This is a genomic window from Nocardia exalbida NBRC 100660 (assembly GCF_000308575.1).
GTDB lineage: Bacteria > Actinomycetota > Actinomycetes > Mycobacteriales > Mycobacteriaceae > Nocardia > Nocardia exalbida.
Map to the genome: position 1 here is coordinate 1 of NZ_BAFZ01000056.1, position 22,654 is coordinate 22,654.

At 69.6% G+C, this 22,654-nt stretch carries 20 protein-coding genes; 8 read left to right on the forward strand and 12 right to left on the reverse strand.

Going from position 1 to position 22,654, the window contains the following annotated elements; all coding sequences use genetic code 11:
• Nucleotides 1-25: 25 nt before the first annotated feature.
• Entirely contained in the window at nt 26-898 is an 873-nt protein-coding gene (locus ON29_RS12780) for a helix-turn-helix domain-containing protein (RefSeq protein ID WP_040866506.1), read from the reverse strand.
• A 96-nt stretch (nt 899-994) separates the two neighbouring features.
• Between ON29_RS12780 and ON29_RS12785 the strand changes: the two genes are divergently transcribed.
• Both ON29_RS12785 and ON29_RS12790 read left to right on the forward strand, forming a co-directional pair.
• Nucleotides 995-1,786, forward strand: coding sequence for an SDR family oxidoreductase (locus tag ON29_RS12785; RefSeq protein WP_040866464.1), 792 nt, complete (start codon nt 995-997; stop codon nt 1,784-1,786).
• A 1-nt stretch (nt 1,787) separates the two neighbouring features.
• Entirely contained in the window at nt 1,788-2,864 is a 1,077-nt protein-coding gene (locus ON29_RS12790) for an NAD(P)H-dependent amine dehydrogenase family protein (RefSeq protein ID WP_040866465.1), read from the forward strand.
• 465 nt (nt 2,865-3,329) lie between these two features.
• Here the strand turns inward: ON29_RS12790 and ON29_RS12795 are convergent, their stop codons facing one another.
• A complete protein-coding gene (locus tag ON29_RS12795; RefSeq protein ID WP_040866466.1) occupies nt 3,330-4,382 on the reverse strand; it encodes an aminotransferase class V-fold PLP-dependent enzyme in 1,053 nt (350 codons plus the stop codon).
• 78 nt (nt 4,383-4,460) lie between these two features.
• Entirely contained in the window at nt 4,461-4,937 is a 477-nt protein-coding gene (locus ON29_RS12800) for a nuclear transport factor 2 family protein (protein ID WP_040866467.1), read from the reverse strand.
• 223 nt (nt 4,938-5,160) lie between these two features.
• On the opposite strand from ON29_RS12800, the gene ON29_RS12805 reads away from it, so the two are divergent.
• The 3 genes from ON29_RS12805 (at nt 5,161) to ON29_RS12815 (ending at nt 7,392) form a co-directional block, all read left to right on the forward strand.
• Nucleotides 5,161-5,421 (forward strand): three-helix bundle dimerization domain-containing protein, encoded by a 261-nt coding sequence (locus tag ON29_RS12805; RefSeq protein WP_051175143.1) that lies wholly within the window; start codon nt 5,161-5,163, stop codon nt 5,419-5,421.
• A gap of 40 nt (nt 5,422-5,461) precedes the next feature.
• Nucleotides 5,462-6,301: an IclR family transcriptional regulator gene (locus ON29_RS12810; RefSeq protein WP_040866468.1), complete on the forward strand. Its 840-nt coding sequence runs from the start codon at nt 5,462-5,464 to the stop codon at nt 6,299-6,301.
• Between the two features lie 224 nt (nt 6,302-6,525).
• Nucleotides 6,526-7,392, forward strand: a complete 867-nt coding sequence (locus ON29_RS12815) for an expansin EXLX1 family cellulose-binding protein (protein ID WP_051175144.1) — start codon at nt 6,526-6,528, stop codon at nt 7,390-7,392.
• A gap of 3 nt (nt 7,393-7,395) precedes the next feature.
• On the opposite strand, the gene ON29_RS12820 is transcribed toward ON29_RS12815, so the two are convergent.
• Both ON29_RS12820 and ON29_RS12825 read right to left on the reverse strand, forming a co-directional pair.
• Nucleotides 7,396-9,087, reverse strand: coding sequence for an FAD-binding dehydrogenase (locus tag ON29_RS12820; protein WP_083863421.1), 1,692 nt, complete (start codon nt 9,085-9,087; stop codon nt 7,396-7,398).
• The gene (locus ON29_RS12825) at nt 9,084-9,722 is read right to left on the reverse strand and encodes a TetR/AcrR family transcriptional regulator (protein WP_040866469.1); all 639 of its coding nucleotides are present in this window, start codon (nt 9,720-9,722) and stop codon (nt 9,084-9,086) included. The genes ON29_RS12820 and ON29_RS12825 overlap by 4 nt, the downstream gene beginning before the upstream one ends.
• A gap of 212 nt (nt 9,723-9,934) precedes the next feature.
• Here ON29_RS12825 and ON29_RS12830 point away from each other — a divergent pair, with 212 nt between their 5' ends.
• Nucleotides 9,935-10,939, forward strand: coding sequence for a zinc-binding alcohol dehydrogenase family protein (locus ON29_RS12830; protein ID WP_040866470.1), 1,005 nt, complete (start codon nt 9,935-9,937; stop codon nt 10,937-10,939).
• A gap of 157 nt (nt 10,940-11,096) precedes the next feature.
• A complete protein-coding gene (locus ON29_RS12835; protein WP_051175145.1) occupies nt 11,097-11,753 on the forward strand; it encodes a cutinase family protein in 657 nt (218 codons plus the stop codon).
• 65 nt (nt 11,754-11,818) lie between these two features.
• Here ON29_RS12835 and ON29_RS12840 read toward each other — a convergent pair whose 3' ends face one another.
• The 4 genes from ON29_RS12840 to ON29_RS12855 form a co-directional block, all read right to left on the reverse strand.
• Nucleotides 11,819-13,849 carry an SDR family oxidoreductase gene (locus ON29_RS12840; RefSeq protein ID WP_040866472.1) on the reverse strand — a complete coding sequence of 677 codons (2,031 nt, stop codon included), beginning with the start codon at nt 13,847-13,849 and terminating at the stop codon, nt 11,819-11,821.
• A gap of 302 nt (nt 13,850-14,151) precedes the next feature.
• On the reverse strand, nt 14,152-15,855 hold the full coding sequence (locus ON29_RS12845; RefSeq protein WP_051175146.1) for a bifunctional metallophosphatase/5'-nucleotidase: 1,704 nt from the start codon (nt 15,853-15,855) through the stop codon (nt 14,152-14,154).
• A gap of 84 nt (nt 15,856-15,939) precedes the next feature.
• On the reverse strand, nt 15,940-16,596 hold the full coding sequence (locus ON29_RS12850) for a biliverdin-producing heme oxygenase (RefSeq protein WP_040866473.1): 657 nt from the start codon (nt 16,594-16,596) through the stop codon (nt 15,940-15,942).
• A gap of 107 nt (nt 16,597-16,703) precedes the next feature.
• Nucleotides 16,704-18,224: a threonine/serine exporter family protein gene (locus ON29_RS12855; protein ID WP_083863423.1), complete on the reverse strand. Its 1,521-nt coding sequence runs from the start codon at nt 18,222-18,224 to the stop codon at nt 16,704-16,706.
• 137 nt (nt 18,225-18,361) lie between these two features.
• On the opposite strand from ON29_RS12855, the gene ON29_RS12860 reads away from it, so the two are divergent.
• Nucleotides 18,362-19,216 carry an LLM class F420-dependent oxidoreductase gene (locus ON29_RS12860; RefSeq protein WP_040866511.1) on the forward strand — a complete coding sequence of 285 codons (855 nt, stop codon included), beginning with the start codon at nt 18,362-18,364 and terminating at the stop codon, nt 19,214-19,216.
• A 124-nt stretch (nt 19,217-19,340) separates the two neighbouring features.
• On the opposite strand, the gene ON29_RS12865 is transcribed toward ON29_RS12860, so the two are convergent.
• The 3 genes from ON29_RS12865 to ON29_RS12875 are packed head-to-tail and all read right to left on the reverse strand — an operon-like array spanning nt 19,341 to nt 22,557.
• The gene (locus ON29_RS12865) at nt 19,341-20,975 is read right to left on the reverse strand and encodes an ABC transporter permease (RefSeq protein WP_040866474.1); all 1,635 of its coding nucleotides are present in this window, start codon (nt 20,973-20,975) and stop codon (nt 19,341-19,343) included.
• Nucleotides 20,972-21,904 (reverse strand): ABC transporter ATP-binding protein, encoded by a 933-nt coding sequence (locus ON29_RS12870; RefSeq protein ID WP_040866512.1) that lies wholly within the window; start codon nt 21,902-21,904, stop codon nt 20,972-20,974. Before ON29_RS12870 ends, ON29_RS12865 begins: the two co-directional genes overlap by 4 nt.
• The gene (locus ON29_RS12875; RefSeq protein ID WP_040866475.1) at nt 21,904-22,557 is read right to left on the reverse strand and encodes a TetR/AcrR family transcriptional regulator; all 654 of its coding nucleotides are present in this window, start codon (nt 22,555-22,557) and stop codon (nt 21,904-21,906) included. The genes ON29_RS12870 and ON29_RS12875 overlap by 1 nt, the downstream gene beginning before the upstream one ends.
• Between the last annotated feature and the right edge of the window lie 97 nt (nt 22,558-22,654).

Sequence of the window (22,654 nt, forward strand, 5' to 3'; positions counted from 1 at the left end):
CCGTTTCATCCGGGAATTACTTTTCTTACCGGTCGGCGGTGAGCGCGGTCGTCAATGCGGCTGCCGTGCTCCGCGTCGCATCCATGAATTCCTCGCGTTCCGCTCGGGTCGTCGCGGCCCGCAGCGGTCCCAGCTGCACTTCGTATGCGGCGGCGCCGCTCGCGTCGAAAACCGGCGCCGCGAGATAACTCAGCGGCAAGACTTCCTCCGAATCCAGCTCGGCCCTGGTGAAGGGCCGCGAGGTGAGCGCGGCGAGCTGGCGAAGCGCGCGAGTGCGCAGATGAGGTTGCAGCAGTTCGGATCCCACCGCGCCGAGCAGATCCACGAGCAGATCGACCATCCCCGCGTCGTCGGCGCGGGGCCGGAAGACGGCCACCCCACGCTCGCGGACCAGCGCCAGCAGCGCACCGGCCATCCGTTGATCCGTTTCCGCGGCCGTGCGCAGCCAAATGTTCTGCTCATGCGCGGGCCGCCACGGCATCACGCTGGCGCCGGCCGGGAACTGCAGCGGAATGCGATGTCCCACCGGGATTCCGGGAACGACGCGGTCGACGCCGTGGCGCACGTCGAGCACCGTCAGCCGGTCGGGTTCTATGCGGCTGAACGTGGCGCCGTACCCGGTCCGGGCGGCGAGACCGGCGAGGAGGCCGCCGACGCCGTGCGGGAGGGCGGCGCCGTGCAGACCGGCCAGCGCAGGCCCGATGCCGTAGCCGCGAGCAGGGTCGCGAACCACCCAGCCGGCCGCGTCCAGTTCGCTCAGGATCGCGGTCGCGGTGGCACGGGCGATGCCGAGACGTTCGGCGATGCCCGCGACGCTGATCGGCTCCCCGGAGGTCGCCAGCAACGACACGATTTCGACGACGCGACGCGTCGGTGGCGACGCCGATCGGTCCGGCATGTCCACAACCCCTTGTCCCGCCCGGGTGAGCGACCTACGATGACGAATATTAGATCACATGCTGTCGAATATTCGTCACCAGCGTAGGGAGCGCGAATGATTCTGGATCGGTTCCGAATCGACGATCAGGTCGCCATAGTCACCGGTGCGGGCCGCGGTCTCGGCGCGGCCATAGCGGTGGCGTTCGCGGAGGCGGGGGCGGATGTCCTCATCGCCGCACGGACCGAGAGCCAGCTCGAGGAGGTGGCCGCGCGCGTGGCCGCCGCGGGGCGACAGGCCCACGTGGTGCCCGCGGACCTGAGCGATGCCGATGCCACGGCGGCTCTCGCCGCGGCGGCGGTCGAGCGCTTCGGACGACTGGACATCGTGGTCAACAATGTCGGCGGGGCGCTGCCGTGCCCGCTGCTGGACACGACGCCGCAGGCGCTGACGGACGCGTTCGAGTTCAACGTCACCAACGCGCACGCCCTGGTCCGGGCCGCGGTACCGCGCATGCTCGAAACCGCCGGTGGCGGTTCGATCCTGAACATCACGTCGACCATGGGTCGGCTGCCGGGGCGTGCGTTCGCGGCCTACGGCACCGCCAAGGCCGCCCTCGCCCACTACACCAAGCTCGCCGCACTCGACCTGAACCCGCGTATCCGGGTGAACGCCATCGCGCCGGGGTCGATCCTGACCTCCGCGCTGGAGATCGTCGCGGGAAACGACGCCATGCGGACCGAATTGGAATCGAAGACACCGTTGCACCGCATCGGCGAACCCGAGGACATCGCCGCGGCCGCGCTCTATCTGGTGTCGCCCGCGGGCAAGTACCTCACCGGCAAGATCCTCGAGCCCGACGGCGGCTTGATCATGCCGAACCTCGACCTCCCGATCCCGGATCTGTGACATGACATATCGCGTAGTGCAATGGGGCACCGGCAATGTGGGCAGGCATGCCCTGGCCGGCGTGATCGCCCATCCCGAACTGGAACTGACCGGCGTGTGGGTGTCCGGTCCCGCCAAGGACGGCATCGACGCGGGGACGCTGGCCGGCCTCGAGCACCCCGTCGGCGTCACCGCCACGACCGACGCGGACGCATTGCTCGCGTCACGGCCGGACTGCGTCGTCTACTGCTCCATGACCGACAACCGGCTGTTCGAAGCCGTGCAGGACCTCCAGCGCATCCTGGCCGCCGGAATCAATGTCGTCGCCTGCGCACCGGTGTTCTTCCAATACCCCTACGGAGTGCTGCCCGACGAGCTGCTGAAACCGGTGCAGGAGGCGGCCGCGCAGGGCAATTCGTCGCTGTGGGTGAACGGCATCGACCCGGGTTTCGCCAACGACCTGCTGCCGCTCGCGCTCGCGGGGACCTGCCTGCGCGTCGACCAGGTGCGCTGCCTGGAAATCGTGGACTACGCCAGCTACGACAACCGGGCGGTCATGTTCGACATCATGGGCTTCGGCAAGCCCGTCGACGAGATTCCCATGCTGTTGCAGCCCGGGGTGCTGTCGCTCGCCTGGGGTGGCACGGTCCGTCAGCTCGCCGCCGGGATAGGCGTCACCCTCGACGCCGTCACCCAGTCCTACGAGCGCATCCCGGCACCGGAGTCGTTCGACATCGCGACGGGGCACATCGCCGAAGGAACCGCGGCGGCATTGCGTTTCGAAGTCCGGGGCATGGTCGGGGACGTGCCGGTCACGGTGCTCGAGCACGTGACCCGGCTGCGCCCCGACCTGTGCCCGGACTGGCCACAGCCGGCGCACCCCGAGGGCTCCTACCGGGTCGAGATCACGGGCGAGCCCGATTACGCGCTCGACCTGGTGACCTCGAGCCGCAACGGGGATCACAACTACGCGACCGTCCTGGCGACAGGCTTGCGGATAGTCAACGCCGTGCCCGCCGTTGTCGCCGCTCCCGCAGGCATCCTCACCGCGCTCGACCTGCCATTGATCACGGCTCCCGCGCACCGCCCTGGCCGGTGACCGACCGCGCGGCCCCGAGGCGCGCGGGTATCCGGCTTACCCTGATCACCGACCGGTGACGAGGTCCCCGCGCTGAGCAATCGGCAGCGGCCCTTCGAGTTTTCGGCTCCGGCACGGCTCATTGTCCGGCCGTGTGGCCACGCGGCTGTGGCCCAGGCTCCGGTCCTGGTCGCCAGACCGGTGACGTGCGGGGCTCTGTCTCGCGGGGTGCGGCGCGGAGAGTGCCTGCTCGAGGTATTCGGCGGGCTCGACGCTCCCGCGTGGTCGAAGACCTGCGGGGCGGTCGCGCGGCTACACGGCATACCGCACTGAATTACGCCCGCTTGGCTTCGACCCGGCGGTGCGCTGCCGCCGCACTCCGGCCCTGGTCTCGGACCGGTGGAGCGGTCGCCTCCCGCTAAGGCTTGCCGCGCTGGAAGCTCGCCGATCTTCGACCGGCCGGGCGGTACGCGGCTGCCGCGGGGACTAACCGGCGCGCAGTGCGGACAGCGCCCGCTCGACGTCGTCGGCGCTGTTGTAGAGGTGGAAGGCGAACCGCAACCCGCCGCCACGCGCGGAGGCGATCACCTCGGCCTCGGCGAGCCGGGGCGCCAGGTCTCCCGCGCCGGGCACGGAGACGATCGGCGAGCGCGCGTCGACGGGCTCGAAGCCCAGGTCACGCAGGCCGTCGCGGAAGCGGTCGGCGAGTTCGAGGTCGTGCGCGCCGATTTTCTCGACGGTGAGTTCCTCGATCAGCGACAGTCCGGCCAGCGCCGCCACGACGCCGAGCCAGTCCGGTGTCGTGTCGAACCGTCGTGCCGTCGCGGGCAGTGCGACCGGGCGGTAGAGCTCGGCCCAGCGGTCCTCGGCGGCGTACCAGCTCGAGCCCACCGGACGCAGCTGCGGGACGAGGTCGGCCGGTGTGGCGAGGAACGCGACGCTGCGTGCGCCGATCAACCATTTGAAGGTGGCGCACACCCAGTAGTCCGCGTCGGTGAAGCGCAGTGGCAGCCATCCCGCGGCCTGGGTGGCGTCCACCAGCAGGCGCGCGCCGTTGGCCCGGGTCGCCGCGCGCAGTTCGGCCAGATCGGTGACGCGGCCGTCCGCGGACTGGACCACACTCATGGCCACCAGCGCGGTCTCCGGCCGCACCTGCGCGGCCAGCTCCCGCAAGGGCACGAAGCGCACGACGAGGTCGTCCCGGTACACGAAAGGCATGGACACGGAGGAGAATTCGCCTTCCGGTAGCAGCACCTCCGCGCCGGGCGGCAGTGCCGTGGCCACGGGGGCGATGAGTCCCGCGACACCACTGCCGAGCGCGATGTCGTCGGCGGTCGCGCCGTCGAGCAGCCGGGCGAACCCGGCACGCAGGCCGGGTGCCAGTCGATCCACCTCGGTTGTCGGCGCACCGCGGCCGGACGCCCAGCTCGCACTCGCGTCGCGCACCGCGGCGAGTGCCCTGGCGGACGGCAGACCGAAGGACGCGGTGTTCAGGTAGGTGGTTTCGGGAGTGAACTCGTCAGGCGCAAGGGAGGGCATGCTCGCAGCATCCGCCGGACCGCGCCGGGCCGTCCAGCGCCACCGGGCCGATAGTGGACCGATTTCCGCGCCCGGCGGTCACTTCTCCGGTGCCCACATGTTGGACAGCAGTTGAAAGCTGGGCGTGTCGGCCAGCGACTGCATGGATTCGTAGATGCGGCGGTAGCCGGTGGAGGCGATGCGCCATTTGCCGTCGGCGTCGCGGCGGTAGGCGTCGGTGTAGTAACCGGCCCCGCGGATCAGGACCCCGTACTCGGTGGCGATGACGGTGTCCTCGAAGGCCCAGGACCCTGTGGCCGTCGCGCCGTCGACGCTGATCTCCGGGTGGTTGGCGATGTGCACCGAGACGATAGAGGGGCCGAGGTTCTCCCGCATGAACGCCGTGATGGCGTCGCGGCCGTCCAGGTGCAGCGGCTCGCCCATGGCGTGCGTACCGTAGCGTCCCTCCGCGTCGACGGCGAGGGTGTCGGCGAAATCGTCCCAGTCTTTGAGGTCGAGGCTCCGGAAGTAGCGGTACTTCAGCTGGCGGACGGCTTCGATGGCGTCGAGATCCATCTGTCGAGCCTGGCACGCGCGGCCGCCGCAGACAAGAACGTGTTCTACTTTGCTGGCGATCGGTGTCGAACAGCGGATGATCGCGTCCTCATGCAGTGCCGCGGCCGACGGTCACAGGCGGGGTGTCGAACCGGTTCGACCGGGTACCCATAGGACAGGAGTTGTCGTACCGCTACGACAGCGCCTCAGGTACCGATCTCGTCACGACCAGGGGAATCTTGCGATGACCGACCGTCCTGCCACTCCCGACACGAACCAGCAGACCCCGCTCGACCAGGAACTCGCCTTGAAAGCGGCCGCGCAGCGCTTGGAGGACGAATTCGACGGCGTCGCCAGCGAAGCCGCGATCGAGGATCATCTGCACTCGTCCTACGATCATGTCGCCGACCACGCCACCGTCGTGAACTACCTGCCGCTGCTGGCCGAGCGCTACACCCGCGAGTGGCTGTTCACCCTCGCGGATTCCGCGCACGGGTCGCCCTAGTGGCCTCTAAGCTCTACGCGAGTGCGCGTGGAGGTTGGCAATGACGGTCGAGGTGATGACCGATCCCGAGCCGGGGGAGTTATGGACCGGATCTGGACAGGCAGCACGGCCGGGTCAGCCCCCGGTATCGATGATCGAGCGGATGACGCTGATACTGGAGGCTTTCGACGGCGTCACGCCGACGCTCACCCTCGTCGAACTGGCCGAGCGCACCGGGTTGCCGCGTTCCACCGTGCACCGCATTCTCGACCAGTTGATCCGGCTGCGCTGGCTGGCGCACGCGCCCGGCGGCTACCGGCTCGGTCTGCGCACGCTGGAGCTGGGCGGACTTGCCGCCGAGCACAACGAGATCCGTGACGCGGTGAGTCCGCTGCTGCACGATCTGAGTCAGCAGACCGGGATGGTCGGGCACCTCGGGGTGCTGGACGGGCGCGACGTGTTGTATCTGGACAAGGTCGGCGGCCGGTTCGCCGCGAGCGTGCCCACCCGTCTCGGCGGCCGGATGCCCGCGCACAGTACGGCATTGGGCAAGGCGCTGCTGGCCACGTTGGACCCGAGCATCGTGGAAGCATCCTTCCGGTACCACCTGCCGCAACTGACCTCACGCACTCTCACCGACAGGACCGAACTGCATCGGGAACTCGGCCGCATCCGCAATCGCCAGGGTGTCGCCGTCGACAACGAGGAGTGCGTACCCGGTCTCGCATGCGTGGCCGTGCCGATTCGCGGGCGCGGCGCCGCGGTGGCCGCGGTGTCGCTGTCGGGCCGCACCGGTTCGGAGGCAGTGGTGCCGGACACCGCTCGGCTGGCCCGCGCGCTGGCCGAAGTCGCCCAGGAGGCGGGACGAAACCTCTTCCCTCGGCACGCGCGCAGGCGCTGACCTCACCGTGGGTGCGGTTGTCTCGCCCGAGCCGCGCCGGATCATTTCCGACCAGCCGGTGTCGTCGCCGGGTGGCGAGGCCGAAATTAGCGGCGTGCTTGCTGAATTGCGTGTTTTTCACTGTGAAGAATTTTCGTTCGCGCTGCGCCCGGGCGGTGGGGCTGCTTTCCTGGTGAGGTCAGGATGGACAGTCCGCGAGCAGGCGAGCCGGAGTCGGGGAAGCGATGCACCGGGTACCGATCCAAGAGCGGCCATTCCGTTCCGAGTGGCTGTGGTTCGCCGCAGGCGTGCTGGCCACCGTCGCGGTGGGCGTCTGGCTGGTGCGGCCGTCGGCGCCCACCTGCGTCGCGGCGAGTCCCCTGCACGAGGCGTCCTCGCCGTCCCGATATCCGGTGACCGCTATGACATTCGCGCCGATCGGACCGGAGACGTCCGCCGAAGCGCGCTACTTCGTGCTCGGCAAGCAGGTGTCGTGCTCCTTTCACGAGCTGCCGCCGGACGGCTTCTACGCCGGGCTGTCCACCCCCGACTTCGGGCGCGCCGACCTGTGCGGGGCGTATCTGGAGATCGCGGGTCCGCGCGGGTCGGTCCGGGCACTGGTGGTCGACCACTGCCCGGCATGCGGTCCGGGGCAACTGGATCTGAGTGCGGCGGCGTTCGAGCGGATCGCCGATGGCCACGACGGGGTGGCGCGGGTCGGCTATCGCCTGGTCCGCGACCCGCAACCGGTGGAGGAGCTGACCTACGAGGTGAAGCAGGATTCCTCCGCGTCCTGGTTCGGCCTCCTGTTCGGCGGCACCGGAAATCCATTGCGTGAGGTTGCTGTTCGACCCGCTGCGGGCGGTCCGTGGCGACCGCTCACCCGGCGGGCGGACAACTATTGGACCCTCTCCGGCGCCGGGCCGGGCCCGTTCACCGCGCGCGTGACCGATGTCTACGGCAACGAGGCCGAGATCACCGATGTCACGGTGGAGCCGGGGCGGTACGCGGCACGGACCCGGCTCTACTCCGGCGCTCCGTCGTTCGCGTCCGCGCCGGTCCTCGCCACCTCGGCCGGGCCCGGCGCGGTCGCCTCCCGCTGCGGGCGGTAGCGGTCAGGTGAGTTCCGTCGCCAGCGCACGCCCGGCGGCCCGGCCCGAGAAGATGCATCCGCCGAGGAAGGTGCCTTCCAGCGCGTTGTACCCGTGCACGCCGCCACCGCCGAACCCGGCGACCTCACCCGCGGCGTACAGACCAGGGAACGCCGTGCCGTCCGGCCGGATCACCTGGGAGTTCAGGTCGGTCTGCAAGCCGCCCAGGGTTTTGCGGGTGAGGATGTTGAGCCGCACGGCGATCAGCGGGCCCGCGGCCGGATCGAGAATCCGGTGCGGTTTGGCGACCCGGCCCGCCTTGTCGCCCAGGTACCGGCGCGCGTTGGCGATCGCCATCAGCTGGCTGTCCTTGCTGTACTTGTTCGTCAGTTCCCGGTCCCGCGCGACGATCTGGCGTTCCAGATCGTCATAGTCCAGCCGGGGGCCGCGAGCGATCTTGTTCATGCCCTCGACCAGTTCACGCAGCGTGTCGGCCACGACGAAATCGACACCGTGCTGTTTGAACGCCTCGACCGGCCCCGGTGCGCCCTTGGCGACGCGGCTTTTCAGCGTGAGCTTGAGGTCCTTGCCGGTGATGTCCGGGTTCTGCTCGGAGCCCGACAGCGCGAACTCCTTCTCGATGATCGACTGGGTGAGCACGAACCACGAATAGTCGTAACCGGTCTTCAGGATCTCCTTCATCGTCGAGTTGGTGTCGAATCCGGGGAAACACGGTGCGGGCAGGCGCTTTCCGTTCGCGTCGAACCACATCGAGGACGGTCCGGGGATGATCCGGATCGCGTGATCGGGCCAGATCGGGTCCCAGTTGACGATGCCTTCGGTGTAGTGCCACATGCGGTCCCGGTTGACGATGGCGCCGCCCGCGGTCTCGGTGATGGCGAGCATCCGGCCGTCTACGTGCGCGGGCACGCCGGAGATCATGGTCTCCGGGCACGGACCCAGTCGCTGGGTGGGCCAGTTGCGCCGGATCAGCTCGTGGTTGTGGCCGATTCCGCCGGAGGCCACGATCACGGCCTTGGCGCGCAACTCGAATTCGCCCACCTCGGTCCGCGACGAGGCGCGTCCCCGGTCCAGATCGGTGTCCTCGAGCACCGCGCCGCGCACGCCGACCACCGCGTCGTTCTCCACGATCAATTCGTCCACCCGATGGCGGAAGCCGAATCGGACCAGTCCGCGCCGCTCGCCCTCGAGGACCGGCTCGGCGAAGACCCGGACCACCTCGGGGCCGGTGCCCCAGGTGAGATGGAAGCGCGGCACCGAGTTGCCGTGTCCGTCGGCGCGGTCGCCGCCGCGCTCGGCCCAGCCGACCAGCGGCGTCACCCGCAGGCCGAGTTCGCGCAGGTACTCCCGCTTCTCGGTGGCCGCGAACCGCACATAGGCCCGCGCCCACTGCCTGGCCCACTTGTCCTCGTCGTCGCGGTCGAACCCGGCCGAGCCGAGCCAGTCCTGCAGGGCCAGATCGTAGGAGTCCTTGATGCCGAGGCGCCGCTGCTCCGGACTGTCGACGAAGAAGAGCCCGCCCAGCGACCAGAACGCCTGACCGCCGAGATTGTTACGATTCTCCTGGTCGAGCACGTGCACCGTGCGACCGGCCTTGACCAGTTCGTGCGTGGCGACCAGGCCGGCCAGCCCGGCGCCGACGACGAGGACGTCCGCCTCCGGCGTCACCTCGGGACTGCTGTGGGACATGTTCATCCTTCGGTTGCGGTGCTGTAGGCCAGCACGACGTGGTGGAACAGTTCGGTGCGGCGCTCGCGCGCGGCACGGCTGTCCGGCTCCATCAGGACCTGCACGCTGGTCCCGTCGTGGACGGCGATGAGCGCTTGGCCGAACGCCTCCGGGTCCGGCACGGTGCGGCCGCCGCGGGCGAGCGCCGCGACGATGGTGGGCATGAGGGCCGCGACGATGGCTTCCTCGCGGGCGGCCATCACCCGGCGCAGCGCCGGGGTGCGCAGGGCATGCGCGGTGAATTCGGCGGTGATCCGGTACCAGCCCTCGTCGACCGGCACCGCCCGTTCCAGTCGCCGGACCGCGGCGCGCACGTCATCGGCGCCGTCGGCGGCGATCTCGTCGAGGATGGCGCCCGCCTCGGTGAGCATCGCCGTCGAGCGCTGCTCCCACATGGCCAGGAACAGCTCGTCCAGCGAGCTGAAGTTCGAGTAGAACGCCCCGCGGGTGAATCCGGCGCGCTCGCACACCCGCTCCACGGTGGCGCGCCCGAAGCCTTCTTCGGCGAACGCGTCGTAGGCCGCGGTCAGCAGCCGGTTCCTGGTTTCGGCGCGGCGGCGGGTGACCCGGGCGGGTGCGGCCTGCGCGGCATCGGACGCCATCGGGCACCTCCTCGGTTCGGCCTCGACCAGGGCATCGGATACAGAAATGTACTCGATACAGAAACGTATCAGACGTTGGTGGGCGGCGTGGCCGAATCCGCCGAGTAGGGTGATTCCGGCGCACCCGGCCCGGTCGGGATGCCCGGTCCGTGTCGATCCGATCGGAGCGAGGTGATCCGACGATGAGCCAGATCCGCGGCGGTAGGACTGCGATGCGATGCTGGCGGGTGCGCAGGCCGGGCGCGATCGATGGCGGCCCGTTGGACGCGGAGCGAACCTCCGTCCCGGAACCCCGTCCCGGCGAGTTGATGGTGCGTGTACTGGCCTGCGGCGTGTGCCGGACCGACCTGCACGTGGCCGAAGGCGATCTTCCGGTGCACCGGGCCGGAGTGGTGCCGGGGCACGAGGTCGTCGGCGAGGTCGTCACGGTCGGGCAGGGTGCGGAGGGGGAGGGTTTCGCGGTGGGGGACCGGGTGGGCATCGCCTGGCTGCGGCACACGTGCGGGGAGTGCAAATTCTGCCTGCGCGGCGCGGAGAACCTCTGTCCGCATTCGGCCTACACCGGCTGGGACGCCGACGGCGGTTACGCCGAATTCGCTTGTGTGCCTGCGGCATACGCATTGCGCTTGCCCGCTGGTTACTCGGATGCCGACACCGCCCCCTTGCTGTGCGCGGGCATCATCGGGTACCGGGCGCTGCTGCGGGCCGCCGTTCCGCCGGGCGGGCGGCTGGGAATCTACGGCTTCGGCGGCAGTGCCCATATCGCCGCCCAGGTGGCCGCCGCGCAAGGAGCGGAAGTGCACGTGATGACCCGGGATCCGGCGGCGCGGGAACTCGCGACCGCGCTCGGCGCCGCGTCGGTGCAGGGCGCCGCGGATCCGCCTCCGGTGCTGCTGGATTCGGCGATCCTGTTCGCGCCGGTCGGTGAACTGGTGCCGCCCGCGCTCGCGGCGCTCGATCGCGGCGGGATCCTCGCCATCGCCGGTATTCATCTCAGCGACATTCCCGCGCTGAACTATCAGCGGCATCTGTTCCAGGAAAGGGAGATTCGATCGGTCACCGCGAACACCCGTGCCGACGCTCGCGAATTCCTGGCTTTCGCCGGCGAGCACCGGATACATCTGACCACGCACGGGTACTCCCTGGACATGGCCGATCGGGCGCTGATCGACCTCGCGCACGGACGATTCACGGGCGCAGCGGTTCTCGCACCGTAAAACGCCGGAGAACACGATTCGGCGCTGACTCGGTATCGGTCGGGTGGAGTTCCTTGACGGCCTCAGGGGCGGTTCCTACCTTCGCGGATATAGCCGGGTAATTGTCACTGACAAGTGTCGCCCGGCTGTCTCACAACGGCGTGAGTAGGTGAGTACGATGGCCAACCGGAAGGTAATTCACTTCGAAAAGTGGCGTGTAGTAGAGGCATTCGCTGTGCTACTGCTCGTCGCGGGGTTCGGGGCTGCGACGGGATTGCACGCATGGGCGACGTCCTGTGCGGCGGTCGACGTGGTCGTCGCTCGAGGCACCCACGAACCCGGATATCTGGGTGCGGTGGTGGGCGACCCGCTCTACGAGGCACTGTGGCGAGCACTTCCGGTCGATTCGCAGGCATATCGGGTGGACTACCCCGCAGACCTGCTCGACCCGTCCTCGATCGGCCGCGGCACCCAGGACATGACCGCCCATGTGCTGTGGCAAGCGGCGCGGTGCCCGGATCAGCGGTTCGTCCTGGTCGGCTTCTCGCAAGGGGCCGTCGTGGCGCACGGGGTGCTCGGCACCGGCATCGTGACCGCACTCGGTGGCATCCGCACCCTGCCGGTGGATCTGGAATCCCGGGTGGCCGCGGTGCTGTTGTTCGGTGATCCGATCCGGCTGGTCGGCTGGTCCGTGCCGGAGCAATACGCCTGGCGGACCGGAAACTACTGCGCGAGTGGTGATCCGGTGTGCGAGGGCGGCATCCGTCCGGCCGCGCATACCGACTACCGCTGGGCCATGTGGCCCGCCGTGGAGTTCGCGGTGTACCGGATGTGACCGCGCGGGAACGGGATCCGCAGGAGTGGGGCCGACCGAGGTCGGCCCCACTCCGCTGTACGTAACTACCAGTGCAAGCCCGGGACCACACGAGCGACGCGCGCCGCGGGGGCCGGCAGCGCCATGAGCGGCATGATCACCGGGGCCAGCGCGGACAGCGCGCCGCCGCCGGTCGCGGGCGCGGCGGCGGGCGACGGATCGGCCGCACGGCGCTCCGCGTCGCCCCGCGCCGCGCGGGACTCGCCGAACATGCGGTAGCCCTGGTGCATGATCTGACGCTTCACCGACGGCATCAGCAATTCCACCGCCTGCGCGAAGGTGCCGACCGGCGTGTCGATGCGATGCGGCCGGTCCTCGAGCGCACGCACCACGATCGCGGCGGCCTGCTCCGGATCCGGCACCGGAAGCGAGCGGTAGAGGTCGGTCGGCGCGATCATCGGGGTCCGCACCAGCGGCATCCGCACCGAGGTGAACGTGATCCCGGCATCCCGGTTCTCCACCGCCGCGATCTCGCTGAAGTTGTCCAGCGCCGACTTGCTCGCCACATAGGCGGCGAATCGGGGCACCTTGGTCTGCACCGCGATCGAGGAGATGTTCACCACGTGCCCGAAGCGGCGCGCCCGCATCGACGGCAGCAGTCCGAGGATCAGCCGCACGGCGCCGAAGTAGTTCACCGCCATGGTTCGCTCGAAATCGTGCATCCGGTCGGTGGAGTTGAGCACCGAGCGGCGGATCGAGCGGCCCGCGTTGTTCACCAGGTAGTCGACGTGGCCGTGGTCATCGAGGACGCACTGCACGAGCTTCTCGACCGCTTCGGAGTCGGTGATGTCGCACGGATAGGTATGTGCGACACCGCCTTCGGCGCGCACCGCGTCGGCGGCGGCCGCCAGGTCGTCGTGCCCGCGGGCGACCATCAGGACCGTGGCGCCGCGCCGGGCGACGGCGTGCGCGGTGGCCAGCCCGATACCGGAGGACGCGCCGGTGATCAGCACGACCCGTCCGGCGAGCGGGTCGCCGGTGATGGACACGCGTCCGCGCTGCGGGTCGAGGTGGTCGCGCCAGTACTGCCACAGCCGGTCGGCGTAGCTGTCGAACGACGGCACCGTCAGGCCGCAGCCGCGCAGTTGGGCGCGGGTGGAGTCGCTGATGAACTCCGCGGAGAACGAGGTGTGTGGAGCGACTTCGACCGGGATGCCCACCTGCTCGAGCAGGAAATCGCGCACGGCGGTGAGGCCGGGGATCTGCGCGAGCCCGCTGAGCGCCAATGCGCTGCCCGGCACCGTGCCGATACCGATCGGGGCGCCCGCCGCGGCGGCGAGCGCGCGGTACACCTCGCCGAACGGCTGCGGCTCCGGGTTGACCAGGTGGAAGGTGCGTCCGTCCAGGCCGGGGCGGCGGATCAGCTCCGCCATGGCGGCCGAGACATAATCCACCGGAACGATATTCGTGGCACCGAGGTCGGGGAGCGGCAACGGCAGCTCGGACGGCAGCGCGGCCAGCCGCGCGATCGCGCCGAAGAAGTAGTAGGGGCCGTCGATCTTGTCCATCTCGCCGGTGCGGGAATCGCCCACGATGATCGCGGGGCGATAGACCCGCCAGCGCACGCCGCGCGACTCGCGGACGAGCTTCTCGGCGGCGAACTTGGTGCGGTGATACGGCGAGGTCAGCCGCTGTCCGAGGTCGAAGTCCTCCTCGAAGAACTTGCCTTTGTGGTCGCCTGCCACGGCCACCGAGGAGACGTGGTGCAGCACCGCGCCCAGCTCGCGGGCCAGGGCCAGCACCGAGCGCGTGCCGGTGACGTTCGCCGCGTGCGCGGTGTCCTCGTCGGCGGTCATGTCGTAGACGGCGCCCAGGTGGACCACGTGGTCGGCCCGCGGCGCCTCGCACGCCAGTCCCAGGCCCTCGGCGGTGAGATCGCCGATCAGCGCGAAGACCCGCTCGGCGCCGCGCCAGCCCGCCGCGATGTCGGTGAATTTCGCCAGCGACGTCTCACGCACCAGCACGTGGACGATCGCGTCGGCGTCGCGATCCAGCAGGTCCTGCACCACCCGCCTGCCCAAGAATCCGGTTCCGCCCGTCACGATGTAAGTGGCCATCGCACTCTCCTGCTGCTTACTCGAACCATGTTGTCGCACAAGTCATCCGGCATGCGGCAATGGATGCGGACAGCGTTGATTCGGCCCCCAGCGACAGACGTCGGGCCGAAAGTAGGAACACCTTCGTCCTGACTTATTACTGAAGAGTAATGGAGCGCGCGCTTTCCCGGCAAGCGATCATGGGCCGTGTGGCCTGTGGGGCTGATCACCGTCCGCGCAGGTCAAACGGTATGTGTTACATGGATTTCTAGTTACTCGCGTTCTGGTCGAGTGTCCAGCAACTTCATGGCGTCCCGGTGCGGCTACTTCTTCTCGACCCGTGCGGACGGGGCTTGCAACGGGGGCTTGTCACGCAGGAACGTCTCGAAGGCGTCCAGGTCGGTCGGGCCCACCGCGGGGTCGGCGCCCTCGGTGAAGACGGTGAATCCATCGCCGCCCGAAGCGAGGAAGTTGTTCGTCGTTACGCGATAGGCGGCGACCGGGTCGATCGGCTGCCCGCCGATACGGACGCTGCCCGCGATCACCTTCGCGCCTGTGGGAGCGGTATCGGAGTAGGCGTAGCCGATGCCCGCGAGGGACAGGATCGTCGGTTTTTCGGGGTGGGTCCATTGCTGTTCCAGCAGGCGCAGGATCTGGCTGCCGGTGAGCGTGAGCGTGACGACCTGGTTGCCGAACGGCTGGACGGTGAAGAGGTCGCCGTAGGTGATCGGTCCCTGCTTCAGATCGGCGCGTACGCCGCCGGGGTTCATGAAGGCCGCCACGGCGGCGGCCGGGCCCGCGGTGACCGACAGCATGGAATCGGCGATCACGTCGCCCAGCGGTGAGGTGCCCGCCGGGTTCGGTTCGTGCGGGAGGGTGGCCGCGGCCGCGCCGACCACGCGGCCCGCGCGAGGCCGGGACTGCTCGGTGTAGAAATCGATCAGCGCGGTCGTCGGGGCGTCGGGTGTCACCTCGCGGGTCACCACTCGGTTGACCGCCGACGCTTGCACGCCGTCGGGGCCGAAACGCAGCGTGACATCGGTGATGAGCCGTCCGTAGGAGGACGCCTGGGTGATGACCCTGCCCCCGGCGGTGCACACGTAGGGCTGGTGGCTGTGCGCGGTGAACACCGCCCGCACCGCGGGGTCGATCCGCTCGGCCAATCCGGTCACGTTCGGCGTGACGTTCGCGCAGCCGTTGTAGTCCAGTGGTGCGTCCGGTTCGGGCCGCTGGGAGCCGCCGTCGTGCACCAGCGCGACGATCGCCTCCGCACCCGCCGCTCTCATCTCCGGCACGTAGCGGTTGATCGCGGCGGCCTGATCGCCGAACAGATAGCCCCGGATGCCCTCGGGCAGAACGATACTCGCGGTGTCGGGTGTGACGGTGCCGACGACGCCGATCCGGTGCCCGCCCACCTCCAGCAGGGTCCACGGGCGCAGTGCGGGTGGCAGGTTGCCCTGCGCGTCGGTGACGTTCGCGGCCAGGTAGGGGAATTTCGCGCCGGTGAACGGAGCGCCGGGAGAACATCCGTCCCACGCGCACCCGCCCTGCTGCAAACGCGTCAATTCTCGTACACCGTCGTCGAATTCGTGATTGCCGACCGCGGAGGCGGCCACTCCCACGTTGCCGAGGAAGGCGATCGTCGGCTCGTCGTGGAACAGGCTGGAGACCAGCGGGCTCGCCCCGATGTCGTCCCCGGCCGCCAGTACGGCGCTGGACGGATAGGCGGCCTTCAGCCGTGCCAGATGGGTTGCGAGATAGGCGGCTCCGCCCGCGTCGTATTTGCCGATCTTCCCGTTGGACCCGCTCGGCGGCTGGAGGTTTCCGTGCAGATCGTTGAAGCCGAACAGGTGTACCTCGTCCGGCTGCGCGGGACGCAGATCGTTCGTCGAGATCAAGGGCACGATCTGTGCCGCCGTCGACGAGCCGGGCCCGGCACCGGGGTCGGGCGTCGTGCCACAACCCCCCACCAGACCGACGCCGACGAGACCGGCTAGAACCACGGCGATGCGACGGCGCGCTCTCATACCATGACTGTCCCACGTCCCCGGCATTCGCGCAGCACTGCCGAAATACCGCGCGCCGCAGCGCGATGCGGCGGGTGGATCCGGCTACTGAGCGGCCGGGAATTCCTCGGCGAGTTCCTCGAAGACCGCGGTGTTCATCGCGAAGGCGCGCTTGCCCTCGTCGAGTACGCGGCGGCGCTCCAGATCATCGAGCGGCAGGCGATCGAGCAGGCCGCGGTATTCCCGCTTGAACGCCGCCGGATTGCGTACGCCGTCGAAGACGTAGAAACGCACTCCGTCGCCGCGATGCGGAAGGTTCCACAACTTTTCGGCGGTGCCGCGGATGACTTGTCCGCCGGACAGGTCACCGAGGTAGCGGGTGTAGTGGTGGGCGATGTACCCGGCGGGCCACTCGCGTGCGCACGCGTCGATGCGTTCGGCGTAGGCCGCGGTGGCGGGCAACGGTTCCAGGCCGGTACGCCAGCCGGAGCCGAGGAGATGCGCGAGATCGCGTTCGAGTTCCGCGGTGCGGGCCAGCTCCGGCCGGATGAACGGTCCGGCGACCGGGTCCTCGGCCAGCGTCTCCCACCGCTGTTCGAGCGCGCGGTAGATGAACCAGAGCTGACCGGTGTAGCGGTGATACGAGTCGACGCCGAGGGATCCGCCCAGCATGTCGCTCATGAAGCGGGAGTTCTCCGCCTCCGCGTGCTGCTGCGCGGTGGCGGTGCGGATCTGCTTCGAGAACGGATCTGTTTCCAGCATGTCCGAACCACCTCACCTCGCACCGGGGCCGCTATCGCATCGCGCCGCCCTGACCAGTTCGATAAGAGGTTACCGGGCGGGCGTTCGGCGCGCATGCGCCTCGCGGTTCAGTGCGCGGACGCCGAGCGGCGCCGTCGCCGCACGATCGGGCGGCGCAGCGAGCCGAACCGGCGCAGTATCCGGGGCCTGCGCACCGTGCGGTCGCACCACTCGCCGAGGGTGACACCGGCAGCCAGCGCGCAGCCGATGCCGAAGGCCGACAGCAGTTGGTTGCCTCCGATCAGCAGTTCGTCGTTGAGCAGGGCGTAGAGCCCGCGGTAGACCTTGAGGCCGGGCAGCAACGGGGTGATGCCCGCGACCGCGACGACCAGCGGGGGAGTCAGCGCCCGGCGGGCCATCAGGCCACCGGCCAGCCCGACCAGCGTCGCGGCCGCACCGGAGGAGATCACGGGACCGAACCCGGCCTGCTGGATGAGCAGGAAGCAGATGATGCCCGCGGCGCCGCTGCCCGCCGCGGCGGCGAGGGCCCGGCGCTCGGCGTAACAGGCGAGCGCGAACGCCAGGGCCGCCACCGCACCGGCCAGGATCTTCACCGGCAGGTCGGTGATGTCGCGGGCGGAGGTCAGATAGACCGGTGGCACCGTGGCGTCGAGGAGGTCGGCGATGCGCAGGGTGAACGCGATGCCCGCGATGATGCCGCCGGTCATCATCATCACCTCGAGCATGCGGGCCGTGGCGGTGATGGGGGCGCCGGTGATCGCGTCCTGCACCGAGCCGACCAGTTGCAATCCACTGAGCAGCACGGTGATCCCGGCGGCGATGATCAGGGTCGGGTCGGCGTCGATCCGCAAGCGCGCGGCCAGGCTCGCCAGCACGATGGCCGGGAGCGCGGCGATGGCGCCGCCCACCATGTGCTGGAAGAAGAACGGCAGTCCGTAGCGATTGAGGACGCGATTGGTGCGGTCGATCGCCGCGGTGGTCGCGAAACTGACCGCGGCCACGAGGGCGCCGGCGCCGAGTAGCGCGGCGATCGCCGCCGCCATCAGCGACCACGCGGCGGTGGCGGTCCACCGGTGATACGGGTGCGGCGCCGAGGTGATCGCGTCGAGCGCGGCGCGGGCCTGGTCCGGGGGGACCAGTTCGTTGCGGATCCGGCGGGTCAGCCGGTCCACCGCGGCGAGCCGGGTGAAGTCCAGGGCGCGATAGTGCACGATCCGCATGGTGCTGGCCGGCGGCAGCGCGGGCCCGCGGTCGGCCCAGATGCGGATGGCGTCGTAGGTGACATCGATGCTGCAGCGGGACAGTCCGTAGGTGGCGGCGATGAACCGCACCGTCGTGGTGGTGTCCACCACGCCGGTGCCGGAGGCGAGCACCACCTCGCCGACCCGGACCGCGAGATCGAGGACTTCGGCCACTCTGGCGTCGTCGGTGAGATCGATCGGCTGCAACGGCGTCGGCGCGGTGACGATGGTGTCCGCGGTCGCCTGCCGGTCGGCCACCAGCAGGCCGACGGCCTGGGTGACGACGGGTATGGGCCGGGCGCGCCGCAGGCGAAGCCCGCGACGCCAGCCGAGGTGATCCACCCGTTCGGTGGTGACATCGCCTACGGAGGATGCGTCGAGACTCATGCAGGCGAACCTAGTCATCCGACGTCTCCTTGGCATCCGTGCGGGTCGCGGCGGGCGCGCCGGTGCCGCTGACCCCTTGGTGGGACCGGCGAATCATGGTAGAACTTGTTCTAATTTCGGCGATGGGAGCGCGTACGGTGCGGTACGGAATCGTGTTGTTCACCAGCGATCGGGGCATCACCCCCGCGGATGCGGCGGTGGCCGCCGAGCGTGCCGGTTTCGACACGTTCTATGTCCCCGAGCACACGCACATCCCGGTGGTCCGGGCGGCGGCGCACCCGCGCACCGGCGATGCGAGCCTGCCCGACGACCGCTATCTGCGCACCCTGGATCCGTGGGTCGCGCTGGGCACCGCCGCGTCCGTGACCGAGCGCATCGGGTTGTCCACCGCGGTGGCGCTGCCCGCCGAGCATCACCCGATCACGCTGGCCAAGACCATCGCCTCGCTCGACCATCTGTCCGGCGGCCGGGTCAGTCTCGGCGTCGGATTCGGCTGGAACACCGACGAGCTGGCCCACCACGGTGTGCCCGCGGGCAAGCGCAGGACGGTGCTGCGTGAGCATCTCGAGGCCATGCGTGTGCTCTGGACCGAAGAGGAGGCGGGCTTCGACGGCGAGTTCGTCACCTTCGGCGCCAGCTGGTCCTGGCCGAAGCCGGTGCAGAAGCGCATTCCTGTCCTGCTCGGCGCGGCGGGCACCGAGAAGAATTTCACCTGGCTGGCGAACTACGCCGACGGATGGATCACCACGCCGACCGAGGACGGGTTGGATCAGAAGATCGCTCTGCTGCACCGGGTGTGGCGCGAGCACGGGCGCGCCGACCGCCCCGAGGTCGTCGCGCTCGCCGGGCGGCACGACGCCGAGCAGTTGGCGCGCTGGGCCGAAGCGGGTGTCACGGAAGCGGTTTTCGGGCTGCCCGATCGCGCGGCGGAGGACGTGCGCGCCTACCTCACACGACTGGCCGGGAAGCTGGGTATCCAACCCAACGGGTGACGCGCTCGGCGCGCCACCGCGGTCGATCGGCAAGCCCGCGAGCACCGGTCCGAGTCGAGGCGAACTGCCCTGGACGAGAAGTGGCCCGCGCGAAGCGGATTCGCGCGGGCCAAGGGGTCCATCGTCAGCGCAGGTCGCGCCTACGGAACGCGGTGACGCCGACGGCCAGCAGGACCGCCGCGACCGCGAGCAGCCACAGCACCGGCAGCGCCTGGAATTCGGCGCCGGGCACCTTCGGTGGGTGGACGAACGGCACCAGATCCACCATCCATTGCGGCAGCCCGTCCAGCGAACCCACGAAGAAGATCACCACCATGGCACTGAGCACACCCCAGGCGACCGGGGCGAAGCGCGGTGCGACACCGTAGAGCGCGACCGCGATGCCCGTGACGACCCAGACCGCGGGCACCTGCACGGCGGCGGCGCCGATCGATTGCCCGAGTTTCGTGCCGAGATCGCCGCCGGTGGCGCCGTACACGATGCCGATCGCCACGCCGGAGACCAGCAGTGCCGCGGCGGGCCCGAGCAGCGCGAAGCCGATGTGGCTCAGCGCGTAGCGGACGCGGCCGACCGCACCGGACAGCGTCGCCTCGACCCGGGCGCTGGTCTCCTCGTCGTGCAGCCGCAGGGCGGCGGAGATCGAGTAGGCGGAGGCCGCCGCGGCCAGCATCGTGATCGCGTAGGTGATGAACGACTGCTGTAACTGCTGGGAGCCGCCCATCCGGGTAACCATGTCGCGGATGGACGCGCTGCCGTCGAGCATGTCGCCGACGCTGTTGACCGCGCCGCCGATCAGCAGGCCGTAGAGGGCGAAGCCGACTGTCCACGCCAGCAGGGTGCCGCGCTGCAACCGCCAGGCCAATCCGAACGGGCCGGACAGCACCGGCGCCGCGGCCGACGGCCCGGGACGCTCGGCGATGAGCCCCGAACCGACGTCGCGATTGCCGAGCAACGCGTACGCCAGCGCGGTGCCCGCCACGGCGAGGACGGCGAAGGGCAGCAGCACCCACCATCGTTCGTCGGCGTACGGGCGGATCTGCAACGACCATCCGATCGGCGAGAACCAGGACAGCACACCGTTTCCGGCGTCGCCGACCGCCCGCAAGGCGAAGGCCGCGCCGAGGGCACCGAAGGCTACGCCGCGCGCCACTCGCGCACCGGCGCTCACCTGAGCGGCGACCGCGGCGACTGCCGCCCAGACGATGCCGGAGGCCGCCAGCGCGGCGCCGAAGGCCACCGATCCCGCGCCGGGCAGGTCGGCGGCATACAGCGCCAGCGCGCACACGATCCCGGCGACCAAGGCCCCGGCGTAGGTCATGATCAGGGTGGCGGTGAGACCGGCGAAACGCCCGATACTGGTGGCGCTCACCAGTTCCGCGCGCCCGGTCTCCTCCTCGACGCGGGTGTGCCGGATCACCGTGAGCACCGTGGCGATGGCGATCATGGTGTACATGGCGCCGGCTTTCCAGGTGCCGATCGAGCCGAGCGCCGAGCTGAACACCGGACCGTACATGGCGATCAGCGCGGGGCTGTCGGCCGTGGTGCGCGCGAAGCTGTCCAAGGACGCCTGGTTGTCGTACAGGCCCTTGATGCTGACCACCTGGAACGCGGGCATCACGCCGATGAGCAGCGTCCACAGCGGCAGCACGATCCGGTCGCGGCGCAGGTACAGCCGCAGCAGTCGCCCCGTGCCCGCGAAGTCGCGGGAGACGCCGAGCGCCGGCGTCGCCGCGGCGCGCCCGGCGATGGCGGTGGTCATGCTCGCACCTTCTCCCCGGTGACCGCGGCGGACTCGGCGTCGTGGCCGTCGACGTGGTAGTGCCGCAGGAACAGCTCCTCGAGCGTCGGCGGCGTGCTGGTCAGGCTGCGCACGCCCGCGTCGCCGAGCACCCGGATCAGCTCGCCCAAGTGCTCGTTGTCGACCTGGCAGCGCAGCGTGTGGTCGTCGAGTTCGATGTCCTCCACGCCGGGGATGCGGCTCAGATCGCCCGCGTCGCCGATCAATTCGGCAGTGATCGACGTGCGCGACAAGTGGCGCAGGTCCGACAGCGACCCGCTCTCCACCGTGCGCCCGGCCCGGATGATGGTCACCCGGTCGCACAGCACCTCGACCTCGGACAAGATGTGGCTCGACAGCAGGACCGTCGCGCCGCGCTCGCGCGCCTCGTGCACACACTCCCGGAAGACCTGCTCCATCAGTGGGTCCAGACCCGAGGTCGGCTCGTCGAGCAGCAGCAGACGCGCGCCGGAGGCCAGCGCCGCGACCAGCGCGACCTTCTGGCGGTTGCCCTTGGAGTAGGTGCGCGCCTTCTTGCGCGGGTCGAGGTCGAAGCGCTCGATCAGCTCGTCCCTGCGTTTCTCGTCGAGACCGCCGCGCATCCGGGAGAGCAGATCGATGGTCTCCCCGCCCGACAGCGACGGCCACAGCGTCACATCGCCCGGCACATAAGCCAATTCGCGGTGCAGGGCGACCGCGTCGGCCCACGGGTCGCGCCCGAACAGCCTGGCTTGCCCGCCCGTGGCGCGCAGGATGCCGAGTAGTACCCGGATGGTGGTGGACTTGCCCGCGCCGTTGGGGCCGAGAAAGCCGTGGATCTCGCCCTCGGTGACCGTGAGGTCGAGGCCGTCCAGCGCGGTGACGTGACCGAAAGTCTTGCGGAGACCGCGGACTTCGATAATGTCGGACATCACTTCTCCTTGGTGAATGAGTCCAAGATCGTGGGATCGGTGATCAGCCCTTGGGTGTAGAACTCCAGGGCCGGTGGGGTGAGTTCTTCGGTGAGTTCGCGAATCGCCTTGCGGTAGTCGATCTTCTCGTCGCGGTGCTGGCGCATCTGCATGTACAGCATGGTCGCGCCGACGTTCAGCATCATCAGGTAGCGGGCGCGCGCCGCGGGATCGCGGCTCGGCTTGACCCTGCCCGCCTCCACCGCCTTCTCGAGATAGCCCTCGGCATCGGCGGCCATGTGCTCGAACAACGATTCCGCCATCGGTCCGCCCGCCTGCAGGCTGCGCACCATATAAGCGACAAGCGGCGCGTACGACTCGACCTCGGCCAGGGCGTCGAGCATGCCCGCCTTCATAGACGACGCGGTGATCGCCTTGACCTTCTCGTCGCGGATCAGCTGCAGGACTCGGGCGTCGCAGGCGGCGCGCAGGCCGTCCTTGGAACCGAAGTGATGGTTGACCAACCCGGGCGAGACGCCGGCGGCGGCGGCGATCTTGCGGACTCCGACTTGGAATCCGTGCTCGCCGAACACCTCGATCGCGGTATCGCGAATGCGGGCCGCGGTGGTCAGATCCTCGGCGGATCCTTGCGGAACGGGCTGTTGGTTAAACACATGTTCAGTATATTAAACGCGTGTTCAACGGTCTAGCAAGACCCTGTCCCGGAGTTGTCGCGCATCACGGTTTGCCGCCGGTGTACCGGGCTATCGT